The organism is Paraburkholderia sp. Tr-20389 (genome assembly GCF_017104565.1).
GTDB lineage: Bacteria > Pseudomonadota > Gammaproteobacteria > Burkholderiales > Burkholderiaceae > Paraburkholderia.
This window is the reverse complement of sequence record NZ_JAAGPD010000002.1, coordinates 72,230-87,921: the sequence shown is the minus strand read 5'-3', so window position 1 is coordinate 87,921 and position 15,692 is coordinate 72,230. Positions and strand designations below refer to the sequence as shown.

Annotated in this window: 11 protein-coding genes; 7 read left to right on the top strand and 4 right to left on the bottom strand. The window is 61.4% G+C overall.

Going from position 1 to position 15,692, the window contains the following annotated elements; genetic code table 11:
- The first annotated feature begins 60 nt into the window (after window positions 1-60).
- Window positions 61-1,917 (top strand): alpha/beta fold hydrolase, encoded by a 1,857-nt coding sequence (locus G3N95_RS04740; RefSeq protein ID WP_205968836.1) that lies wholly within the window; start codon window positions 61-63, stop codon window positions 1,915-1,917.
- A gap of 31 nt (window positions 1,918-1,948) precedes the next feature.
- Here G3N95_RS04740 and G3N95_RS04735 read toward each other — a convergent pair whose 3' ends face one another.
- The gene (locus G3N95_RS04735) at window positions 1,949-3,313 is read right to left on the bottom strand and encodes an MBL fold metallo-hydrolase (protein ID WP_205968835.1); all 1,365 of its coding nucleotides are present in this window, start codon (window positions 3,311-3,313) and stop codon (window positions 1,949-1,951) included.
- Between the two features lie 347 nt (window positions 3,314-3,660).
- Between G3N95_RS04735 and G3N95_RS04730 the strand changes: the two genes are divergently transcribed.
- Complete coding sequence (locus G3N95_RS04730) at window positions 3,661-4,149, top strand: FimB/Mfa2 family fimbrial subunit (RefSeq protein ID WP_241018245.1); 489 nt, start codon at window positions 3,661-3,663, stop codon at window positions 4,147-4,149.
- Window positions 4,150-4,153: 4 nt separating this feature from the next.
- On the top strand, window positions 4,154-6,604 hold the full coding sequence (locus G3N95_RS04725) for a cation-translocating P-type ATPase (RefSeq protein ID WP_241018244.1): 2,451 nt from the start codon (window positions 4,154-4,156) through the stop codon (window positions 6,602-6,604).
- 89 nt (window positions 6,605-6,693) lie between these two features.
- On the opposite strand, the gene G3N95_RS04720 is transcribed toward G3N95_RS04725, so the two are convergent.
- The gene (locus G3N95_RS04720) at window positions 6,694-7,659 is read right to left on the bottom strand and encodes a universal stress protein (protein ID WP_205968834.1); all 966 of its coding nucleotides are present in this window, start codon (window positions 7,657-7,659) and stop codon (window positions 6,694-6,696) included.
- A gap of 226 nt (window positions 7,660-7,885) precedes the next feature.
- On the opposite strand from G3N95_RS04720, the gene G3N95_RS04715 reads away from it, so the two are divergent.
- From G3N95_RS04715 to G3N95_RS04700, 4 genes are read left to right on the top strand one after another with little or no spacing between them, the layout of a single operon-like run.
- Complete coding sequence (locus G3N95_RS04715) at window positions 7,886-8,536, top strand: BON domain-containing protein (protein ID WP_205969045.1); 651 nt, start codon at window positions 7,886-7,888, stop codon at window positions 8,534-8,536.
- Window positions 8,537-8,588: 52 nt separating this feature from the next.
- On the top strand, window positions 8,589-9,059 hold the full coding sequence (locus G3N95_RS04710) for a hypothetical protein (protein WP_205968833.1): 471 nt from the start codon (window positions 8,589-8,591) through the stop codon (window positions 9,057-9,059).
- 42 nt (window positions 9,060-9,101) lie between these two features.
- Window positions 9,102-11,540: a phosphoenolpyruvate synthase gene (gene ppsA, locus G3N95_RS04705; RefSeq protein ID WP_205968832.1), complete on the top strand. Its 2,439-nt coding sequence runs from the start codon at window positions 9,102-9,104 to the stop codon at window positions 11,538-11,540.
- 9 nt (window positions 11,541-11,549) lie between these two features.
- Entirely contained in the window at window positions 11,550-12,551 is a 1,002-nt protein-coding gene (locus tag G3N95_RS04700; protein WP_205968831.1) for a 1-phosphofructokinase family hexose kinase, read from the top strand.
- Window positions 12,552-12,613: 62 nt separating this feature from the next.
- Here G3N95_RS04700 and mgtA read toward each other — a convergent pair whose 3' ends face one another.
- Together mgtA and G3N95_RS04690 are read right to left on the bottom strand one after the other, a co-directional pair.
- Window positions 12,614-15,283: a magnesium-translocating P-type ATPase gene (gene mgtA, locus G3N95_RS04695; protein WP_205968830.1), complete on the bottom strand. Its 2,670-nt coding sequence runs from the start codon at window positions 15,281-15,283 to the stop codon at window positions 12,614-12,616.
- Window positions 15,284-15,417: 134 nt separating this feature from the next.
- Entirely contained in the window at window positions 15,418-15,660 is a 243-nt protein-coding gene (locus tag G3N95_RS04690; protein ID WP_346778362.1) for a hypothetical protein, read from the bottom strand.
- Window positions 15,661-15,692: the final 32 nt, after the last annotated feature.

The following is a 15,692-nucleotide window of genomic DNA, read 5'->3' as shown; positions in this document are numbered from 1 at the left end:
GTTCGAGTCCATGCCCGCGTAACGTAGGCATGGGTCACTAGCGCGATCAACCGAACGACGATGGCAACACTACCTCTCACGGCCGACGACAAGCCTCAACCATTGCCGGAGCATACGGCTCGGCTCACGACGCCCACCTCTTCGATTGACCTTTCGCGAGCCAATGCACGGGGCCATGTCCCGATCGGTTGTCACGGAGAGGGCAGTTCTCACCCCGTGCTTACGCGCGACGCGCTTGACCGCGCGGCGCATGCAGGCGTAGCCGCTCTAACGGGCGGCCTGTCCCCGACGTCCGTGGCGCTTGCCTTCATGGACTGGGCGCTGCACATGGCAGTCGCGCCGGGAAGGCTACTGGAGCTTTCTAGCGAGGCCGTATTGGCGAGCGCCGAGGTTGTGCATGGCACGATGCGTACAAACGTGGCCCCTCCAAAGCATGGACACGCGCCCGAGGATCCGCGTTTCGCAGATGATGCATGGGCGGCCTGGCCGTTTCATGTGTATCGAGAAGGATTTCTTCGAATCCAGCACTGGTGGGAGACTGCGACAACGGCCATACCAGGCGTCGAACGACATCACGAGGAACTGGTGCGCTTCCTGGCTCGCCAATGGCTGGACGCGTGCGCTCCCAGCAATTTCATCGCCACCAATCCGGTGGTGCAGCGGGCAGCATGGTCGAGTGGGGGAACAAGCTTTGTCACGGGGACGCTGCACTGGCTCGCCGATCTGCGCGATCTCGTGCAGGGCCGTTCGGGCGACCAGCACGCGCATCCATCTGAATGGCTGCCAGGCAAGCACGTCGCGATCACACCCGGCAAGGTCGTCTGGCGCAGCGAGTTGTGCGAATTGCTGCAGTACGCACCGACGACACCAACGGTGGCGAAAGAGCCGATCCTGATCGTGCCGTCGTGGATCATGAAGTACTACATTCTCGATCTTCAGCCGCACGATTCGTTGATCCGCTATCTCGTCGACGGTGGCTATACCGTCTACGCGATTTCGTGGCGCAACCCCGGCGAGGCATTCCGTGACGTCGGACTCGAAGCATACCTGCGGGAAGGGCTGCTCGCAGCCCTCGCGCAAGTGCGCGAGCGTGACGCTCAGCGGGTACACCTGGTCGGTTATTGTCTTGGCGGAACCTTGCTCGCCATCGCGGCGGCGGCGCTCTTTCGCGACGGCAGAGGAGATGAACTGAAAACCGTGACGCTGCTTGCCGCGCAAACGGATTTCACCGAACCCGGAGAACTCGGGCTTTTCATCGATGCCAGCGAACTCGCGGCACTCGATGCGCTGATGTGGCGTCAAGGCTATCTCGACGGTTCGCAGATGTCGGCGGCGTTCCAGTTGCTCAAGGCGCGGGATCTGGTCTGGTCACGAATGATGAGCGAGTATCTGCTCGGCCGCCGTTCGCAACCGAACGACCTGATGGCATGGAACGCCGACACGACGCGTCTGCCGTACCGGATGCACAGCGAGTATCTGACATCGCTTTTTCTCAACAACGATCTTGCGGAAGGGCGCTATTGCGTCGGTGGACGGCCTGTTGCGCTGTCCGACATCGAAGCGCCGATGTTCGTCGTCGGCACCGAGCGCGACCATGTCTCGCCGTGGCGCTCCGTCTACAAGCTTCATCTGCTCACACACAACGATCTGACGTTCCTGCTGACGGCGGGCGGGCACAACGCCGGCATCGTCTCGCAGCCGGGCCATCCGGACCGGTATTACCGTTGCGCAACGAGAGCAGCCGGAGAGCCGTATCGCGGCAGACAGGAGTTCCTCTCAGCCACCGAACCCGTCGACGGCTCATGGTGGCCGAGGTGGAATGCGTGGCTGCGCGATCATTCCGACGGCGAGGTGGTGGGTCGCGCGATCGTCGACGGACTGGATGACGCGCCGGGGACGTACGTGTTCGAACGATAGCTGCCCGACTGCGCCGCCAGCGACGCGCACATCATAGCGCTTCGAGTTCGACCGTTTGTTGATAGACGGGCACCTCGCACGTCCATCCGAGTGTTTCGGAGATTCTTCGCCGCATCGCGTCCGCCGCTGCGGGCTCGCCGTGTGTCACGAAAGTGCGCACGGGCGGGTCGGTCAGATAAGACAGCCACTGCAGCAGTTCGCGGTAGTCGGCATGAGCCGAAAGCGACGCGATCGACTCGACGTTGGCCCGCACGCGTACATACTCGCCGTGCAACTTGATTGAACTCTCGTGAGCGGCGAGGGCGGCGCCGCGCGTGCCTGCCGCCTGGAAGCCCACCAGCGCGATCGTGTTGCGAGGATCCGGCGCGTACAGACCCAGATGATGGAGCACACGGCCGCCCGTCGCCATGCCGCTGCCCGCGATGATAACCATTGGACCGTGATGCGACGCGATCGCCTTCGACTGATCGACGGTTCGCGTCATGATCGCCACCTTGTCGATCGCCTGGGCCTCGGAGATGGTCAACCGATGTTCGTCGAGATGTTTCCGGTAAACCTCCGTGACGTTCGTCGCCATCGGGCTGTCCAGGTACACCGGGACGTTCGCCATGCGTCCCGTCTCTTTCAGCTTCGCGATGTAATAGAGAATCTCCTGCGCGCGCCCGACGGCGAAGCAAGGCATCACGACAACGCCGCCTTTCGCGAAGGTCCTGGCGAACATCTGCGCAAGCTCGTCCTCCGGATTCGACTCCGGGTGCAAGCGGTCGCCGTAAGTCGACTCGACGACGAGATAGTCCGCGTGCGCCAGCGGTGCGGGTGGACGCATGATGGGATCATGTGGCCGGCCCACGTCGCCTGAAAACGCGAGCACCTTGTGATGACGGCAGATGACGACGCTCGCCGCGCCGAGGATGTGACCGGCCGGCAGAAAACGAAAGCCCAGTCCGTGCTTCAGTTCGACGGGCTGGTCGAAAGCGCACGGCACGATCAGTCGCAGCGCACGCTCCGCGTCCTGCATCGTGTAGAGCGGCAGCGCCGGGTGATGCTTCGAAAACCCGTGCCGGTTCGCAAAGTCTGCTTGCTCTTCCTGCAGCCGTGCGCTGTCGCGCAGCATGATTTCGCAGAGTGCGGCGGTGCCTGGCGTGCAGTACACGCGACCGTTGAAGCCATTGCGCACTAGCAGCGGCAGATAGCCGCTGTGATCGATGTGCGCGTGCGTGAGTATCACCGTATCGATCGAATCGGCAGCGACAGGCAGCGGCGTCCAGTTACGCATCCGCAAATTCTTTACGCCCTGAAATAGTCCGCAATCGACCAGGATGCGGACACCGGGTTCCTCGAGCAGATATTTCGACCCGGTAACGGTCTCGCTCGCGCCAAGAAAGGTGAGTTTCATGAGGTCTCCATGCATGCCGACGTGTTCGTCAATTGCAACTGATTTGAGTTCGAGGCCATTGACTTAGGTCATTTGCCGTTCGGTCGAACTGGCGGCACGAGCGAAATCGCTATGCGCCGCTGCGCTACGGACGCGCTTGATCTGGGTCAATCGCATGCCCAATGCGAGTGTTAGCTTGATGTCAGTAAAAGTTGTCTGTGGAGTTGGCAATGGTCAGATTGATTGCACTGGGATGTGGCTTCATTGCATTACTGGCCGTCGCTGCACTTGCGGTGATGTACTACGTCATCTGGAAGAACGCCGACTGATCCGTCGCCGCTCCCGATTGGCAGGAGGCAAACGCCGATATGCAAATCCCAAAACAGATCATTCTTCGTCTGTCTATCGCTCTCACCTTCGGTGCGGCGGCCATTGCGGTCTCTGCGCAGTCACTGCCCGAGGCGGTCAGTACAAACGGGGTGTTGTACATGACGGGCGGAATCGGACAAGACGAGGCGAAGGCATTTCTGTCGCTCGCACCTCGCTACAGCCTGCGCATGATGTTCACGTCGGCAAACGGCGGCTATCTCGCGGATGTGGATGTCCGGATTGCACAGGCGAACGGAAAGCCGGTTCTCGATACGCGCACCGAGGGTCCGTTCCTGTACATCATGTTGCCCGCTGGGCGCTACCGTATCGTCGCCAATGCAGGGCGATCCGATGTGGGTAAGTGGGTGGATGTGCCGCGCCGTGGCGGCGTGGATCTGCACTTTTCGGTGGAAGAGCGCGCGCGACGCGACACGGACGCGAGCCGCGGAGATTGCCCCGTATCGACGTCTTCCCGGCCGTCTGCGTGAATCGATGAGACGCGAGGACACGGTATCGGGTCTGACGGCCGTCGAAGTGGCCGCGTTGCAGGCGAAGTACGGGCCGAACGTCGTCGCGTCGTCGTCGGACAGGCTGTGGTGGCGCACCGTGCATGATGTGCTCACGGAGCCGATGTTTCTTCTGTTGCTCATTGCCACCGCGCTGTATGGCCTGTTGGGCGATACACCACAGGCGGTGACGCTGCTCGCATTCGTCGTCGCGGTGGTGTTGCTGACCGCCTTTCAAAGTCATCGGACGGCGAGCGTGCTGCGCGCGCTGCGCGATTTGTCGGCGCCACGCGCCTACGTGTTGCGCGACGGAAAGCGTGATTCGGTGTCGGCGGCGCAACTTGTCCCGGGCGATATCGTGTTCGTCGAGGAAGGCGCGAAGGTGCCCGCCGATGGCACGCTGATGGAAGCGCACGAACTCAGCGTCGACGAATCGCTGCTGACGGGAGAGTCCATCGCAGTCGACAAGAGTCCCCACGGCACCGGCGGCATGCCGGAAGGCGCCACGTCCAGTCTGCTGTTTTCGGGGACCATGGTGGTCCGCGGCCAGGGCTGCATGACCGTCACTGCGATTGGGCCGCAAACGCAGCTCGGACGGATCGGCACGCAGCTTGCCGAAGTCAGGGAACCTCCCTCGCCGCTGCAGCTCGAAATCCGCACGTTTGTCAGGCGTTTTGCGACACTGGCGCTGATCATCTGCGCCATGTTGGTACTTGCGTATCGCTGGCGCACCGACGCATGGCTCCCCGGCCTGTTAGCGGGTATCACGCTTGCCATCAGCCTCCTGCCCGAGGAACTGCCCGTCATCATGACCGTTTTCATGGCGCTGGGTGCCCGCCGTATCGTGAATGAAGGCGTGTTGACGCGGCGGCTAAGCGCGATCGAGACGCTGGGCCAGACCTCCGTTCTGTGCGTCGACAAGACGGGCACGCTGACGCAGAACCGCATGTCGGTTCGCGCGCTCCATGCAAACGGCGAGGAGACGTGGCTGAAGGATGGCGAACGGTCCATCACGCAGGCGTTTCATGAATTGATCGAGTATCTCGTGCTGGCGAGCGAGATCGAGCCGCTCGATCCGATGGAGCGCGCCTTTCATGAAGCGGGCCACCAGTACCTGGCAAACACGGGCCGCTTGCATCGTCATTGGTCACTCGTGCAAGAGTATGCGTTGACGCCTGAGTTGCCGGCCATGTCGCATGTATGGCGAACGTCCGAACCTGGGGAAAGTCTGGTCGCATGCAAGGGGGCACCCGAAGCGATCTGTGCCTTGTGTGACATGCAGACCGAGGTCGTGGACGCGTTGATGGCGCGCGCGACGCGCATGGCCGGGCAAGGGTTGCGCGTGCTCGGTGTTGCAAAGGCGCGCCATGCCGGGGAAAGTTGGCCCGACGGACAGCGCGATTTCAATTTCACGTTCGTCGGCCTGGTTGGCCTGCTCGATCCCGTACGCCCGGATGTCACGGGTGCGATCGCCGAATGCAGGGCGGCAGGCGTGCGAGTGGTGATGATTACAGGCGACTATCCGTCGACCGCTCGTGCGATTGCCACGGAAGTCGGCATCGACGCAGCACGCGTCGTAACGGGTGCCGAACTCGCCGGAATGGACGATTCTGCGTTGCAGCGCGCGATACGCGACTCGAATGTGTTTGCACGCGTGACACCAGGACAGAAGTTGCGGCTCGTGGAGGCGTTCCGTGGCGCCGGCGAAGTCGTTGCGATGACGGGCGACGGCGTCAATGACGCGCCCGCGCTGAAGGCAGCACATATCGGCATCGCGATGGGTCGCCGCGGCGCCGAAGTGGCGCGCGAAGTCGCGTCGCTGGTGCTGCTTCGGGACGACTTCGCGCCGATCGTGTCGGCCATCCGGCTTGGCCGCCGAATCTACGATAACTTGAAACAGGCGCTCAGCTTTACCGTTGCCGCGCACATTCCGATGGTCGCCGCAGCAACCATTCCGATTCTTATGGATTGGCGGCCGATGCTCGGGCCCGTTCACATCGTCGCGCTCGAATTGATCATCACCCCGGTTTGTTCGATCGTGTTCGAGAACGAGCGGGAGAAGCCCACCGTGATGCAGGAACGGCCACGGCGCGTCGGCGAGAGGCTGATGACCAACCGGATGCTTGCAACCAGCGTGATGCTGGGATGTGCCGTCGGCAGTGTCGTCGTGGTCGCCTATGCGATGGCGTTCTCGCTCGGATTCGATGCCGTTGGCGCGCGCACGGTCGCCTTTCCGCTGCTCGTATTGGGTAACCTCGGCATCATGTTCGGCGTGCGCCTGCTCGCGACGGGCGCGACGTCGCGCCTTCCACGGGATGCGAACCCATACGGATGGGCTGTTGCCGGGTTTGCGGTCATTGCGTTAGCCCTGCTGCTGACAATACCCACGATCGCGACAGTATTCGGCGTGCGTGCGGTGCTGGCTGGCCTGATGTGACGTTAGGCGAGTGATGGAGAAGGCGCGACCGTCATGCAGTATCGGTGAGAAATGCGCCGTGGCAACCGCGACGTCGCCCTGTTCTGCTGTCAGGTCATGGCAGCAGCCGTTGTTCCACTGTCGCGCACGAGCAATACGGGCGTGTCGGCGAGCCGCACCGCGCGGGCCGCGACGCTGCCGACAAGCCAGCGCTCGAAGCCGCGCCGGCCGTGAGTGCCGAGAACGAGCAGGTCGCCTTTCCAGTCCTGAACGTCGCGTACGATTGCGTGAGGGATGTCGTCCCGGTGTATATGTGTCTTGAGCAGTGCCGTCTCCGCATAGCGCCCCTGTTCGGCGCATATCCGCGCCGCCCGATCAAGTGCTGTGCAACCCTCTTCGAGGTAGGCGCTCTCCAGTATGTTGATGGCGTCTCCGTCTATCACATTGCTCGCGCGATCTACGACAAAGATCGCGCGCAAACGGGTATCAGGCGTTGCCAACTGAAGGCCTGTCCGCAACGCCACGATGGAGCAGGCGCTGCCATCCAGCGCGAAGACCACACGTTGGGCGGGCTTGTCCGTTGGAACGCGACTCTCCTCGGGAACCAGCAGCAACGAGCAGTTCGCGCGGCGCGCAACAGGCTCGGACACAGTGCCTTCGACCCAGCGCAGCAGGCCCTGATGATGCCGCATGCCCATTACGATGAGATCGGCGTTCCAGTGCGACGCAGTGTCGAGCAAAGCGTCGGCCGTGTTTCCGCGGTGCATGGAAAGATCCACCAGGCCGAATTCAAGCTTCGTCCCGGCAAACATGGCCTCGATCCTCGCGAGCGCAGCGCGCGAATCGCCCACGATTTCATCTCTTGCAGAGGCGAGAAAGTCTTGCGTGGTTGCGCCGAGTGGAAATAGCGTGCGCGGGTTCTGTGCAACCGTGACGACCCTGATTGTCGCGCGATCGGCGAACAGGGCCTTCGTGTACTCGGCCGCCCGTGTCGTCGCTTCTGAATCGTCGACCGCCAACATGATGCGCTGGAACGCGCGGCCGACGGTTGACTCTACGCTGGATGCTTGCGCCATGATGCTTCTCCGTATCGGGCGAGAGGATTACATCGATTCTCCTTCGAAAAGAGCCCTTTCGATTGATCGTTATCAATTGAGAAGGACGCAGCCCTATCGTCCGATCCAGTGGCTGCACAGCGTCCTGATTGACTTCGATCAACCGCGCGGGATGTGTGCGGATTAGTCTGACCGTGTGAACTGGGTGTTCAGTTCGCGAACGGAAGCACATCAGGAGGACGTTGCCATGAAATCGGACAGTCAGCTGCGTCGCGAAGTGGAAGAAGACCTGGCGAACAATCCGGCTATCGACGCCAACCGCATAGGCGTTGCCGTCGCGGATGGCATCGTCACCCTCAGTGGTCACGTTTCGGACTATGCACAGAAGGTCGCCGCTGAAAAATCGGTACTGCGGATTGCAGGTGTGGTCGCGGTAGTCGCGCATATGGACGTGACGCTTCGCGAAACCGACCAAAGAACGGATGAAGACATCGCGTTGAGCGTGCGGGCCGTGCTCGACTGGATCTCGGGTCTTGAAGAGGATTCCATCAGGATCAAGGTGGAGCAAGGTTGGGTGACGTTGAGCGGTAACGTCAAGGATGGCTACCGCAGCCATATCGCGGAGAAACATATCGGGCATATGCGCGGCGTCACGGGCATCACGAACAACATCAGAATCTCGGGTTCCGCTTCTCCAACCGATATCGAGTGCAACATCCGCAAGGCCATCCAGCGTCATACGGATCGGGAAATGAAGCATCTCGACGTTCAGGTGGACGGGGGAAGCGTCACCCTGTCGGGCCATCTCAGTTCCACGGTCGAACGGACGATCGTGTGGGGTGCCGCGCGCGCTACGGCGGGCGTCAAGACCGTTGTCGATCGTCTTGTGATCGCTTGATGGAACACCGGCCCGGCATCGATGAAGTGACAGGCAATGATTGGAGGCACATATGAACTGGCTGACGGAATACTTCGCACAAGGGACCCGGAAATTGAATCTTTCCTTGTGGGCCTATCCACCGGCGGTGATGGGCCCCGATGGTCCCGTCGTTCAGTCGGCCGCGTTGTGCGCTCCGTATCCGGGTATCGAACTCGTGTTTTCACCTGCGGGGCAAGCCCGGCACGGCGATAGGGCCTACGAGCTTCCTGCACGATACGACAGCACAGGTCCGATCACCGAGACAGCGCCGGCGGCAGCAAAAGACGATGCGAACTTCTTTCGCGAGGTTTCCATTTTCGCGCCCTCGTATCTGAACGGCGAAGCCGTCATCGTGATCAACCGTGCATTCTCGTTCACGCCGCTGTTTGCTGCCGACGGCACGCCCGGTTTCGTCGGCGTGGCTATGCCGGACTCGGACGACTATTTCCGCGCCGGCCAGATGAAGCTTCCGTGGATGTTCGCGGGATACGTCAGCATCTGAGCGGACGGGAACACGCGTGAATCACCAGCGAGGAGTCAGTCCATGAGCAGCAATGAAACGGAGGTCGTCTGGTTCGACGTGTTGCGCCGTACCGATGTGCCGTCCGTAGGTGGCAAGAACGCGTCGCTCGGGGAGATGGTCGGTTGCCTCGCCGGCAAGGGCATCAGCGTTCCACCCGGGTTCGCGACGACAGCCGACGCGTATTGGCAGTTCATCGACGCGAACGGGTTACGCGAAAGCATCTCGACGGTGCTCGCGGAATTCCGCACCAATCGCCGCTCGCTTGCCGATACAGGGGAAACGATCCGCCGGGCAATCCTTCGGGGCGAATGGCCCGCCAACACGACGCACGCCATCTGCGACGCGTATGCCGAACTCGGACGCCGCGTCGGCGTCGATGATCCGGGTGTCGCGGTGCGCTCGAGCGCCACGGCCGAAGATTTACCCGATGCGAGCTTCGCGGGACAGCAGGAGACCTTGCTTGCCATTCATGGCACGCATGCGTTGATGGATGCGTGCCGCCGGTGCTATGCATCACTATTCACCGATCGCGCAATCAGTTATCGAGAAGCGCGAGGTTTCGACCATATGAAAGTTGCACTGTCGGTCGGGGTGCAGCAGATGGTGCGCTCGGATCTGGGTGGCGCGGGCGTCGCGTTTACTATCGATACCGAAACGGGCTTCGACAAGATCGTATTGATCAGCGCGGCGTGGGGACTCGGTGAGAACGTCGTGCAAGGTGCCGTCGATCCCGACGAATATGAAGTATTCAAACCGCTGTTGCAAAACGAAGCCTGTGCGCCGATTGTCGGCAAGAAGCGCGGCAGCAAGCTGAAAAAAATGGTGTATGCGAAAGGCGGCTCACATCCGACGAAGAATGTGCCGACCTCGAAAGCCGAGCGCGCTGCATTCGTCCTCTCCGACCGCGACGTGCTCACGATTTCGCGCTGGGCATGCGAAATCGAATCGCACTACGGGCAGCCGATGGATATCGAATGGGCAAAGGACGGACTGACGGGAAACATCTTCATCGTTCAGGCGCGGCCCGAGACCGTTCAGTCGAGGCGCGAGGCGACCGCCGTCAAGACCTTCCGGCTCAAATCGGCGGGACGCGAACTCGTCACGGGCGTGAGCGTCGGCCAGGCGATCGCTGCCGGGAACGTGTGCGTGATCGATAGCCCCATCGAGCGGGAGCGTTTCATCGACGGCTCGGTTCTCGTGACGGCCGCGACGGATCCCGACTGGGTGCCCGTAATGCGGCGCGCCGCCGGTATCGTGACGGACCACGGTGGCCGCACGTCGCACGCGGCCATCGTCAGCCGCGAACTCGGACTTCCTGCCATCGTCGGCACGGGTAACGCCACGCGGGTTTTGCACGACGAGCAGGAAGTGACGGTGTCGTGCGCGCAGGGCGAAGTCGGACGCGTATTCGAAGGCATTGCGGACTATCAGGTCGACGAGATCGACTTCGCGGCGATCCCGCATACGCGCACCCAGGTCATGTTAAATCTCGCGAACCCCGACGCCGCGCTGCGCTGGTGGCGCATGCCGGCGGACGGCATCGGACTGGCGAGAATGGAGTTCGTGATCAGCAATCACATCAAGATTCATCCGATGGCGCTTGCATGCTTTGACCAGTTGAACGATGCCGAAGCGGCCCGGACGATCGCTGCGATGACGGAAGGGTACGGCGACAAGACGGAATACTTCGTCGACCGGCTCGCCTGCGGACTCGGCCGCATAGCTGCCGTTTGTTATCCGCGGCCCGTGGTGGTGCGTCTGAGCGACTTCAAGACGAATGAATATGCTCACCTGACAGGTGGCAAGGCCTTCGAGCCGGTCGAGGAGAATCCGATGCTCGGCTTTCGCGGCGCGTCGCGCTATTACTCGCCGCGTTACGGCCCGGGCTTTGCACTCGAATGCCGCGCACTGCGCCGCCTGCGAATGGAAACGGGCCTGAACAATGTGATTGTCATGGTGCCGTTCTGCCGGACGCCGGACGAGGCAGATCGCGTCCTCGACGCGATGGCGGCCAATGGCCTCAGGCGTGGAGAGGACGGATTGCAGATCTACGTGATGTGCGAGATTCCGTCGAACGTCATCCTGGCCGAGGCCTTTGCGCAGCGGTTCGATGGGTTCTCGATCGGCAGCAACGATCTGACGCAACTCACGCTGGGCGTCGACCGTGACTCCGCAGAACTGGCATCCCTGTTCGACGAGCGCAACGAAGCCGTCCGGTGGATGATTCGCGAGGTCATCGAACGGGCACATCGTGCCGGAGCGAAAGTCAGCCTGTGTGGCGAAGCGCCGAGCGTGCATCCTGAGTATGCAAGCTTTCTCGTGGAATGCGGCATCGACTCGATATCGGTGAGTCCCGACAGTTTCATAGCAGTCAAGCGGCACGTCGCGCAGGCGGAAGCGGCGCATGGTTCGAGCGGCGACGAGACGCGCGGATCGATGCTTTCTGACATGGTGCGGTAGGGTCTTATCATGATCGACGTTCTTACAGTCACCCTGAATCCCGCGGTCGATTTATCGACGTCTGTCGACCGCATCGTCGGTACGCACAAGTTGCGATGCGAAGCCGCACAGCGCGATCCGGGCGGCGGCGGGATCAACGTTGCGCGGGTGCTGCATCGCCTCGGCAGCGAATGCGTTGCGCTGTTTGCCGTGGGTGGAGTGACGGGCCGCATGCTCACCGAAATGCTCGATAGCGAGAAACTTCGGACTCGCTGTATCGACATCGAGGGAGAGACGCGAGAGAACTTCTCGGTGATCGAAACGTCGACCCGGCGTGAGTTCCGTTTCGTGTTGCCCGGGCCGACTCTCACGCCCGCGGAGTGGCGTGATTGTCTGCGCAGCGTGTCTGCGCAGGTTGGCTCTGCGCGCTTTCTCGTGCTGAGCGGAAGCCTGCCCCCGGGCGCACCGCCGGACGCCTACGCTCAGATCGCCCACGCCGCCACCGTCGCGCGGCCGAACATCCGCGTCGCCGTGGATGCGTCGGGCCCCACGCTCGCAGCGGCACTCGATGGCGGGCACGTCGACATCGTCAAGCCGAGCCTGAACGAACTGCGCGAGCTCACGGCGCTGCCGTTGAACGACGTGGGGGAGCAGATCCAAGCCGCACGCATGTTGATCGCGGAGCGCAAGGCGAGGATGGTCGCGCTCACGCTGGCCGAACAAGGCGCCGTGCTCACGACGCACGACGAGACGTGGTTCATGCCCGCGCTGAAAACGGAAGTCCGAAGTGCAATCGGCGCGGGCGACAGCTTCCTCGCCGGATTGATCTGGTCGCTGGACCATGGAGCCGTCGCGAGCGAAGCGCTCGCATACGCGACAGCGGCCGCCGCCGCGACGATGAAGCAAACAGGTACGCGGCTTTGCGATGCACAAGACGTGGCGCGCGTGTATGCCGAGGGCGAGCGTGCTGTCCGGGCGCAAGATCCCGCAGGCCTTCGCATCGCGCACCGCGAGCCGGCATCGTCGAGGTAGTAAAGCGCTTCGTCGTCACGAACGCGTCGATCCTCGCGTAAAACCAGCCAGCATCGATTCCGTCAACCGAGTCCAAATCGCCGGACAAACCAGGTCTTGGTGAAATGCGTCAATGCGCCGTAGCTGAGCAGTATCAGGAGAAGGGCGGGCCAATATGTCCACGGCAATGGCGTGAATCCGAGCATCCTGCCGACGGAGCTAAAGGGCAGGCTGATTCCCGCGACGGCAACTGCGACGCTCGTCGCTATGAGAGCCGAACTTGCCCGACTTTCCACGAAGGGTACTTTGGCGGTGCGGATGATATGGATGATCAACGTCTGCGTGAGTAGCGATTCAACGAACCAGCCGGTCTGGAACAGGGCCGGCTTATCCCACGCGTCGAATATCTTCAGCATCATGAAGAAGGTCGCATAGTCGAACAGTGAACTGACGGGGCCGATCACAAGCATGAACTTCACGATATTGCCGAGATCCCAACGGCGTGGAACGGCAAGATATTCAGCATCGACGTTATCGGTCGGAATGCTGGTCTGCGAGAAATCGTAAAGCAGGTTGTTGGTGAGCACCTGGATCGGCGCCATCGGCAGAAATGGCAGCAATATGCTCGCGCCCAGCACACTGAACATGTTGCCGAAGTTCGAGCTTGCGCCCATCTTGATGTACTTGGTGATGTTGCCGAACACCTTGCGGCCTTCGAGAACCCCCTCGCCGAGTACCGCGAGGCTCTTTTCGAGCAGGATGATATCGGCGGAGTCTTTCGCGATGTCCACGGCGCTATCGACGGATACGCCCACGTCCGACGCCTTGAGGGCAGGTCCGTCGTTGATGCCGTCGCCCAGGAAGCCGACGACATGGCCCTTGCTATGCAAGGCATTCACGATGGATGCCTTCTGCGAAGGCGAGACTTTGGCGAACACGCACTCCTTTTCGGCCAGATCTGCGAGTTCGGCTGGAGTCAATGCTTCAAGCTCCTTGCCGAGCACGATCCGGTCCACTTCGATTCCCACGTCGTAACAGATCTTTCGGGTGACCCTGTCGTTGTCGCCCGTCAGGATCTTCACCTGCACGCCACTCGTCTTCAGTGCCGCAAGTGCCGCTGCCGCCGTTTCCTTGGGCGGATCGAGAAACGCGATGAATCCAAGCAGCGTCAATTCGCGCTCGTCGGCAACCGAATAAGCGGTCTGCTCGGGCGGCATCTCCTTGTATGCGACTGCGACAACGCGAAAACCGTCCGCGTTGAGCGCGTCGGTAATCTCTTTCGTTGCCGCATAGTGGCTTTTGTCGAGCGTGCCGGTGTCGCCGTCGATCGCGTAGCGCGTGCTGACCGAGAACATTTCCTCGACTGCGCCCTTCGAAATCATGATATGGGCGCCATCGTCCCTCGCGAGGACGACCGACATACGGCGGCGCTCGAAGTCGAAGGGCATCTCGTCGATTTTGGTGAAGTTCTCGTGTGCCTTGAGCTGCTCATGCAATTCAACGTGCTTCAACACGGCGACGTCGAGCAGATTCTTCAGTCCCGACTGGTGTGCGCTGTTCAGGTAGGCATATTCAAGCACCCGATCCGACTCGTTGCCGTGAATATCGAGGTGCCGCTTCAGAATGATCCGGTCTTGGGTAAGGGTTCCCGTCTTGTCGGTACACAACACGTCGAGCGCGCCGAAGTTCTGGATCGCATTCAAACGCTTCACGATTACCCGTTTGCGCGACATGTCGATCGCGCCTTTCGCAAGGTTGACAGTGACGATCATCGGTAACATTTCGGGCGTGAGTCCGACGCCCACGGCAACCGCGAAAAGAACGGCCTCGAACCAGTTCCCTTTCGTGAGACCATTGATCACGAAGACGAGAGGCACCATCACGAGAATGAAACGGATCATCAGCCAGGTGAACCGGGTGACGCCCTTGTCGAAGCTGGTTTGCACGCGCTGCGTCGCGACCACATCGGCGATCCCGCCGAATATCGTCGTCTTGCCGGTCGTTACCACAACCCCGCAGCCCACGCCGCTGATGATTGCGCTGCCCATGAAGCAGATGTTCGCGAGTTCGAATGGCGAGTCGACGGACGTTGTACTGGTATTCGCATTCTTTTCGCACGGCATCGATTCACCCGTCAGCGCCGACTGATTGACGAACAGGTCGCGCGCGGAAATCAATCGAAGGTCGGCGGGCACCATGTCGCCGGCGGAAAGCAGCACGACATCGCCGGGCACTATCTGTTCGATGGGAATGTCGACATGTGTGGGATCATCCCGGCCGATCCTGCGTACGACGGTCGCCGTCGTGCGCACCATTTTGCGCAGAGCGTCTGCCGCCTTGTTCGATCGATGCTCCTGCACGAAACTGAGCGAAGTGCTAAGGAAGACCATCACGCCGATCATGATCGCTGCACGCGGGTCTCCAAGGGCGTACGAGGCCGTGGCCAGCACCAGGAGCAGCAGATTGAGGGGATTCAGCGTTCTGTTAATGAGTTCGCCGATTACCGTGTGGTGCGCGTCGTGTACTACGCGGTTCGGACCCGAGACACGGAGCCGGAGTTCGGCTTCTTCGGCGGACAGCCCGCCTGCAGTGCTATGCAGCCGTGCCATCGCCTCGTCAGCAGACAGTCGAGCACAGTCGGCTAGCGAGCTGACATCCGTAGACTTCTGATGCGCTGCGCTACGCGAGGAACGCCAAAGGCGTTCCAGAAGCGTTGGGGGTGATCGAACGCTGTGTGTGTCGGTCGTCTGCATCGCGAGCACGCTTTCGTCATAGACAATTACAGAGCTTGGTGCACGCCAACCGCGAGCCATTGATATGCGTCAATCTCGATGAGGAGAAGGGCGCTTTTATCGAAGTGTTGAATGCGGGCTTGATGGGACGGTGGCTATTGCGGCGTCCCGTCAAGTATCAGGTTGTACATATCGGCTACGAAACGATGGAGTGACGACACCGAGCCAGTCACGCTCTGATAGGTTTCACGTCCGATCCGCCCATCGAGCATCACGAGCATGCCGGCGCGACGGGCGATAGCGAGGATGGTGTCGTCGGAAAGCACGGATGCCTCAGGCTTCGACGGGCGTCCGCAGGCGACGTTGCACGCGCACTCGCAAAGGTTTTCAGAACACATTTGTGCAACGGCGTCGGATGACATGATCGTTC

Bases quoted from the DNA above. Each gene is read 5' to 3' on its own strand.
- G3N95_RS04740 (WP_205968836.1), top strand. From the start codon at position 61: ATGGCAACACTACCTCTCACGGCCGACGACAAGCCTCAACCATTGCCG.
- G3N95_RS04735 (WP_205968835.1), bottom strand. From the start codon at position 3,313: ATGAAACTCACCTTTCTTGGCGCGAGCGAGACCGTTACCGGGTCGAAA.
- G3N95_RS04730 (WP_241018245.1), top strand. From the start codon at position 3,661: ATGCAAATCCCAAAACAGATCATTCTTCGTCTGTCTATCGCTCTCACC.
- G3N95_RS04725 (WP_241018244.1), top strand. From the start codon at position 4,154: ATGAGACGCGAGGACACGGTATCGGGTCTGACGGCCGTCGAAGTGGCC.
- G3N95_RS04720 (WP_205968834.1), bottom strand. From the start codon at position 7,659: ATGGCGCAAGCATCCAGCGTAGAGTCAACCGTCGGCCGCGCGTTCCAG.
- G3N95_RS04715 (WP_205969045.1), top strand. From the start codon at position 7,886: ATGAAATCGGACAGTCAGCTGCGTCGCGAAGTGGAAGAAGACCTGGCG.
- G3N95_RS04710 (WP_205968833.1), top strand. From the start codon at position 8,589: ATGAACTGGCTGACGGAATACTTCGCACAAGGGACCCGGAAATTGAAT.
- ppsA (WP_205968832.1), top strand. From the start codon at position 9,102: ATGAGCAGCAATGAAACGGAGGTCGTCTGGTTCGACGTGTTGCGCCGT.
- G3N95_RS04700 (WP_205968831.1), top strand. From the start codon at position 11,550: ATGATCGACGTTCTTACAGTCACCCTGAATCCCGCGGTCGATTTATCG.
- mgtA (WP_205968830.1), bottom strand. From the start codon at position 15,283: ATGCAGACGACCGACACACACAGCGTTCGATCACCCCCAACGCTTCTG.
- G3N95_RS04690 (WP_346778362.1), bottom strand. From the start codon at position 15,660: ATGTGTTCTGAAAACCTTTGCGAGTGCGCGTGCAACGTCGCCTGCGGA.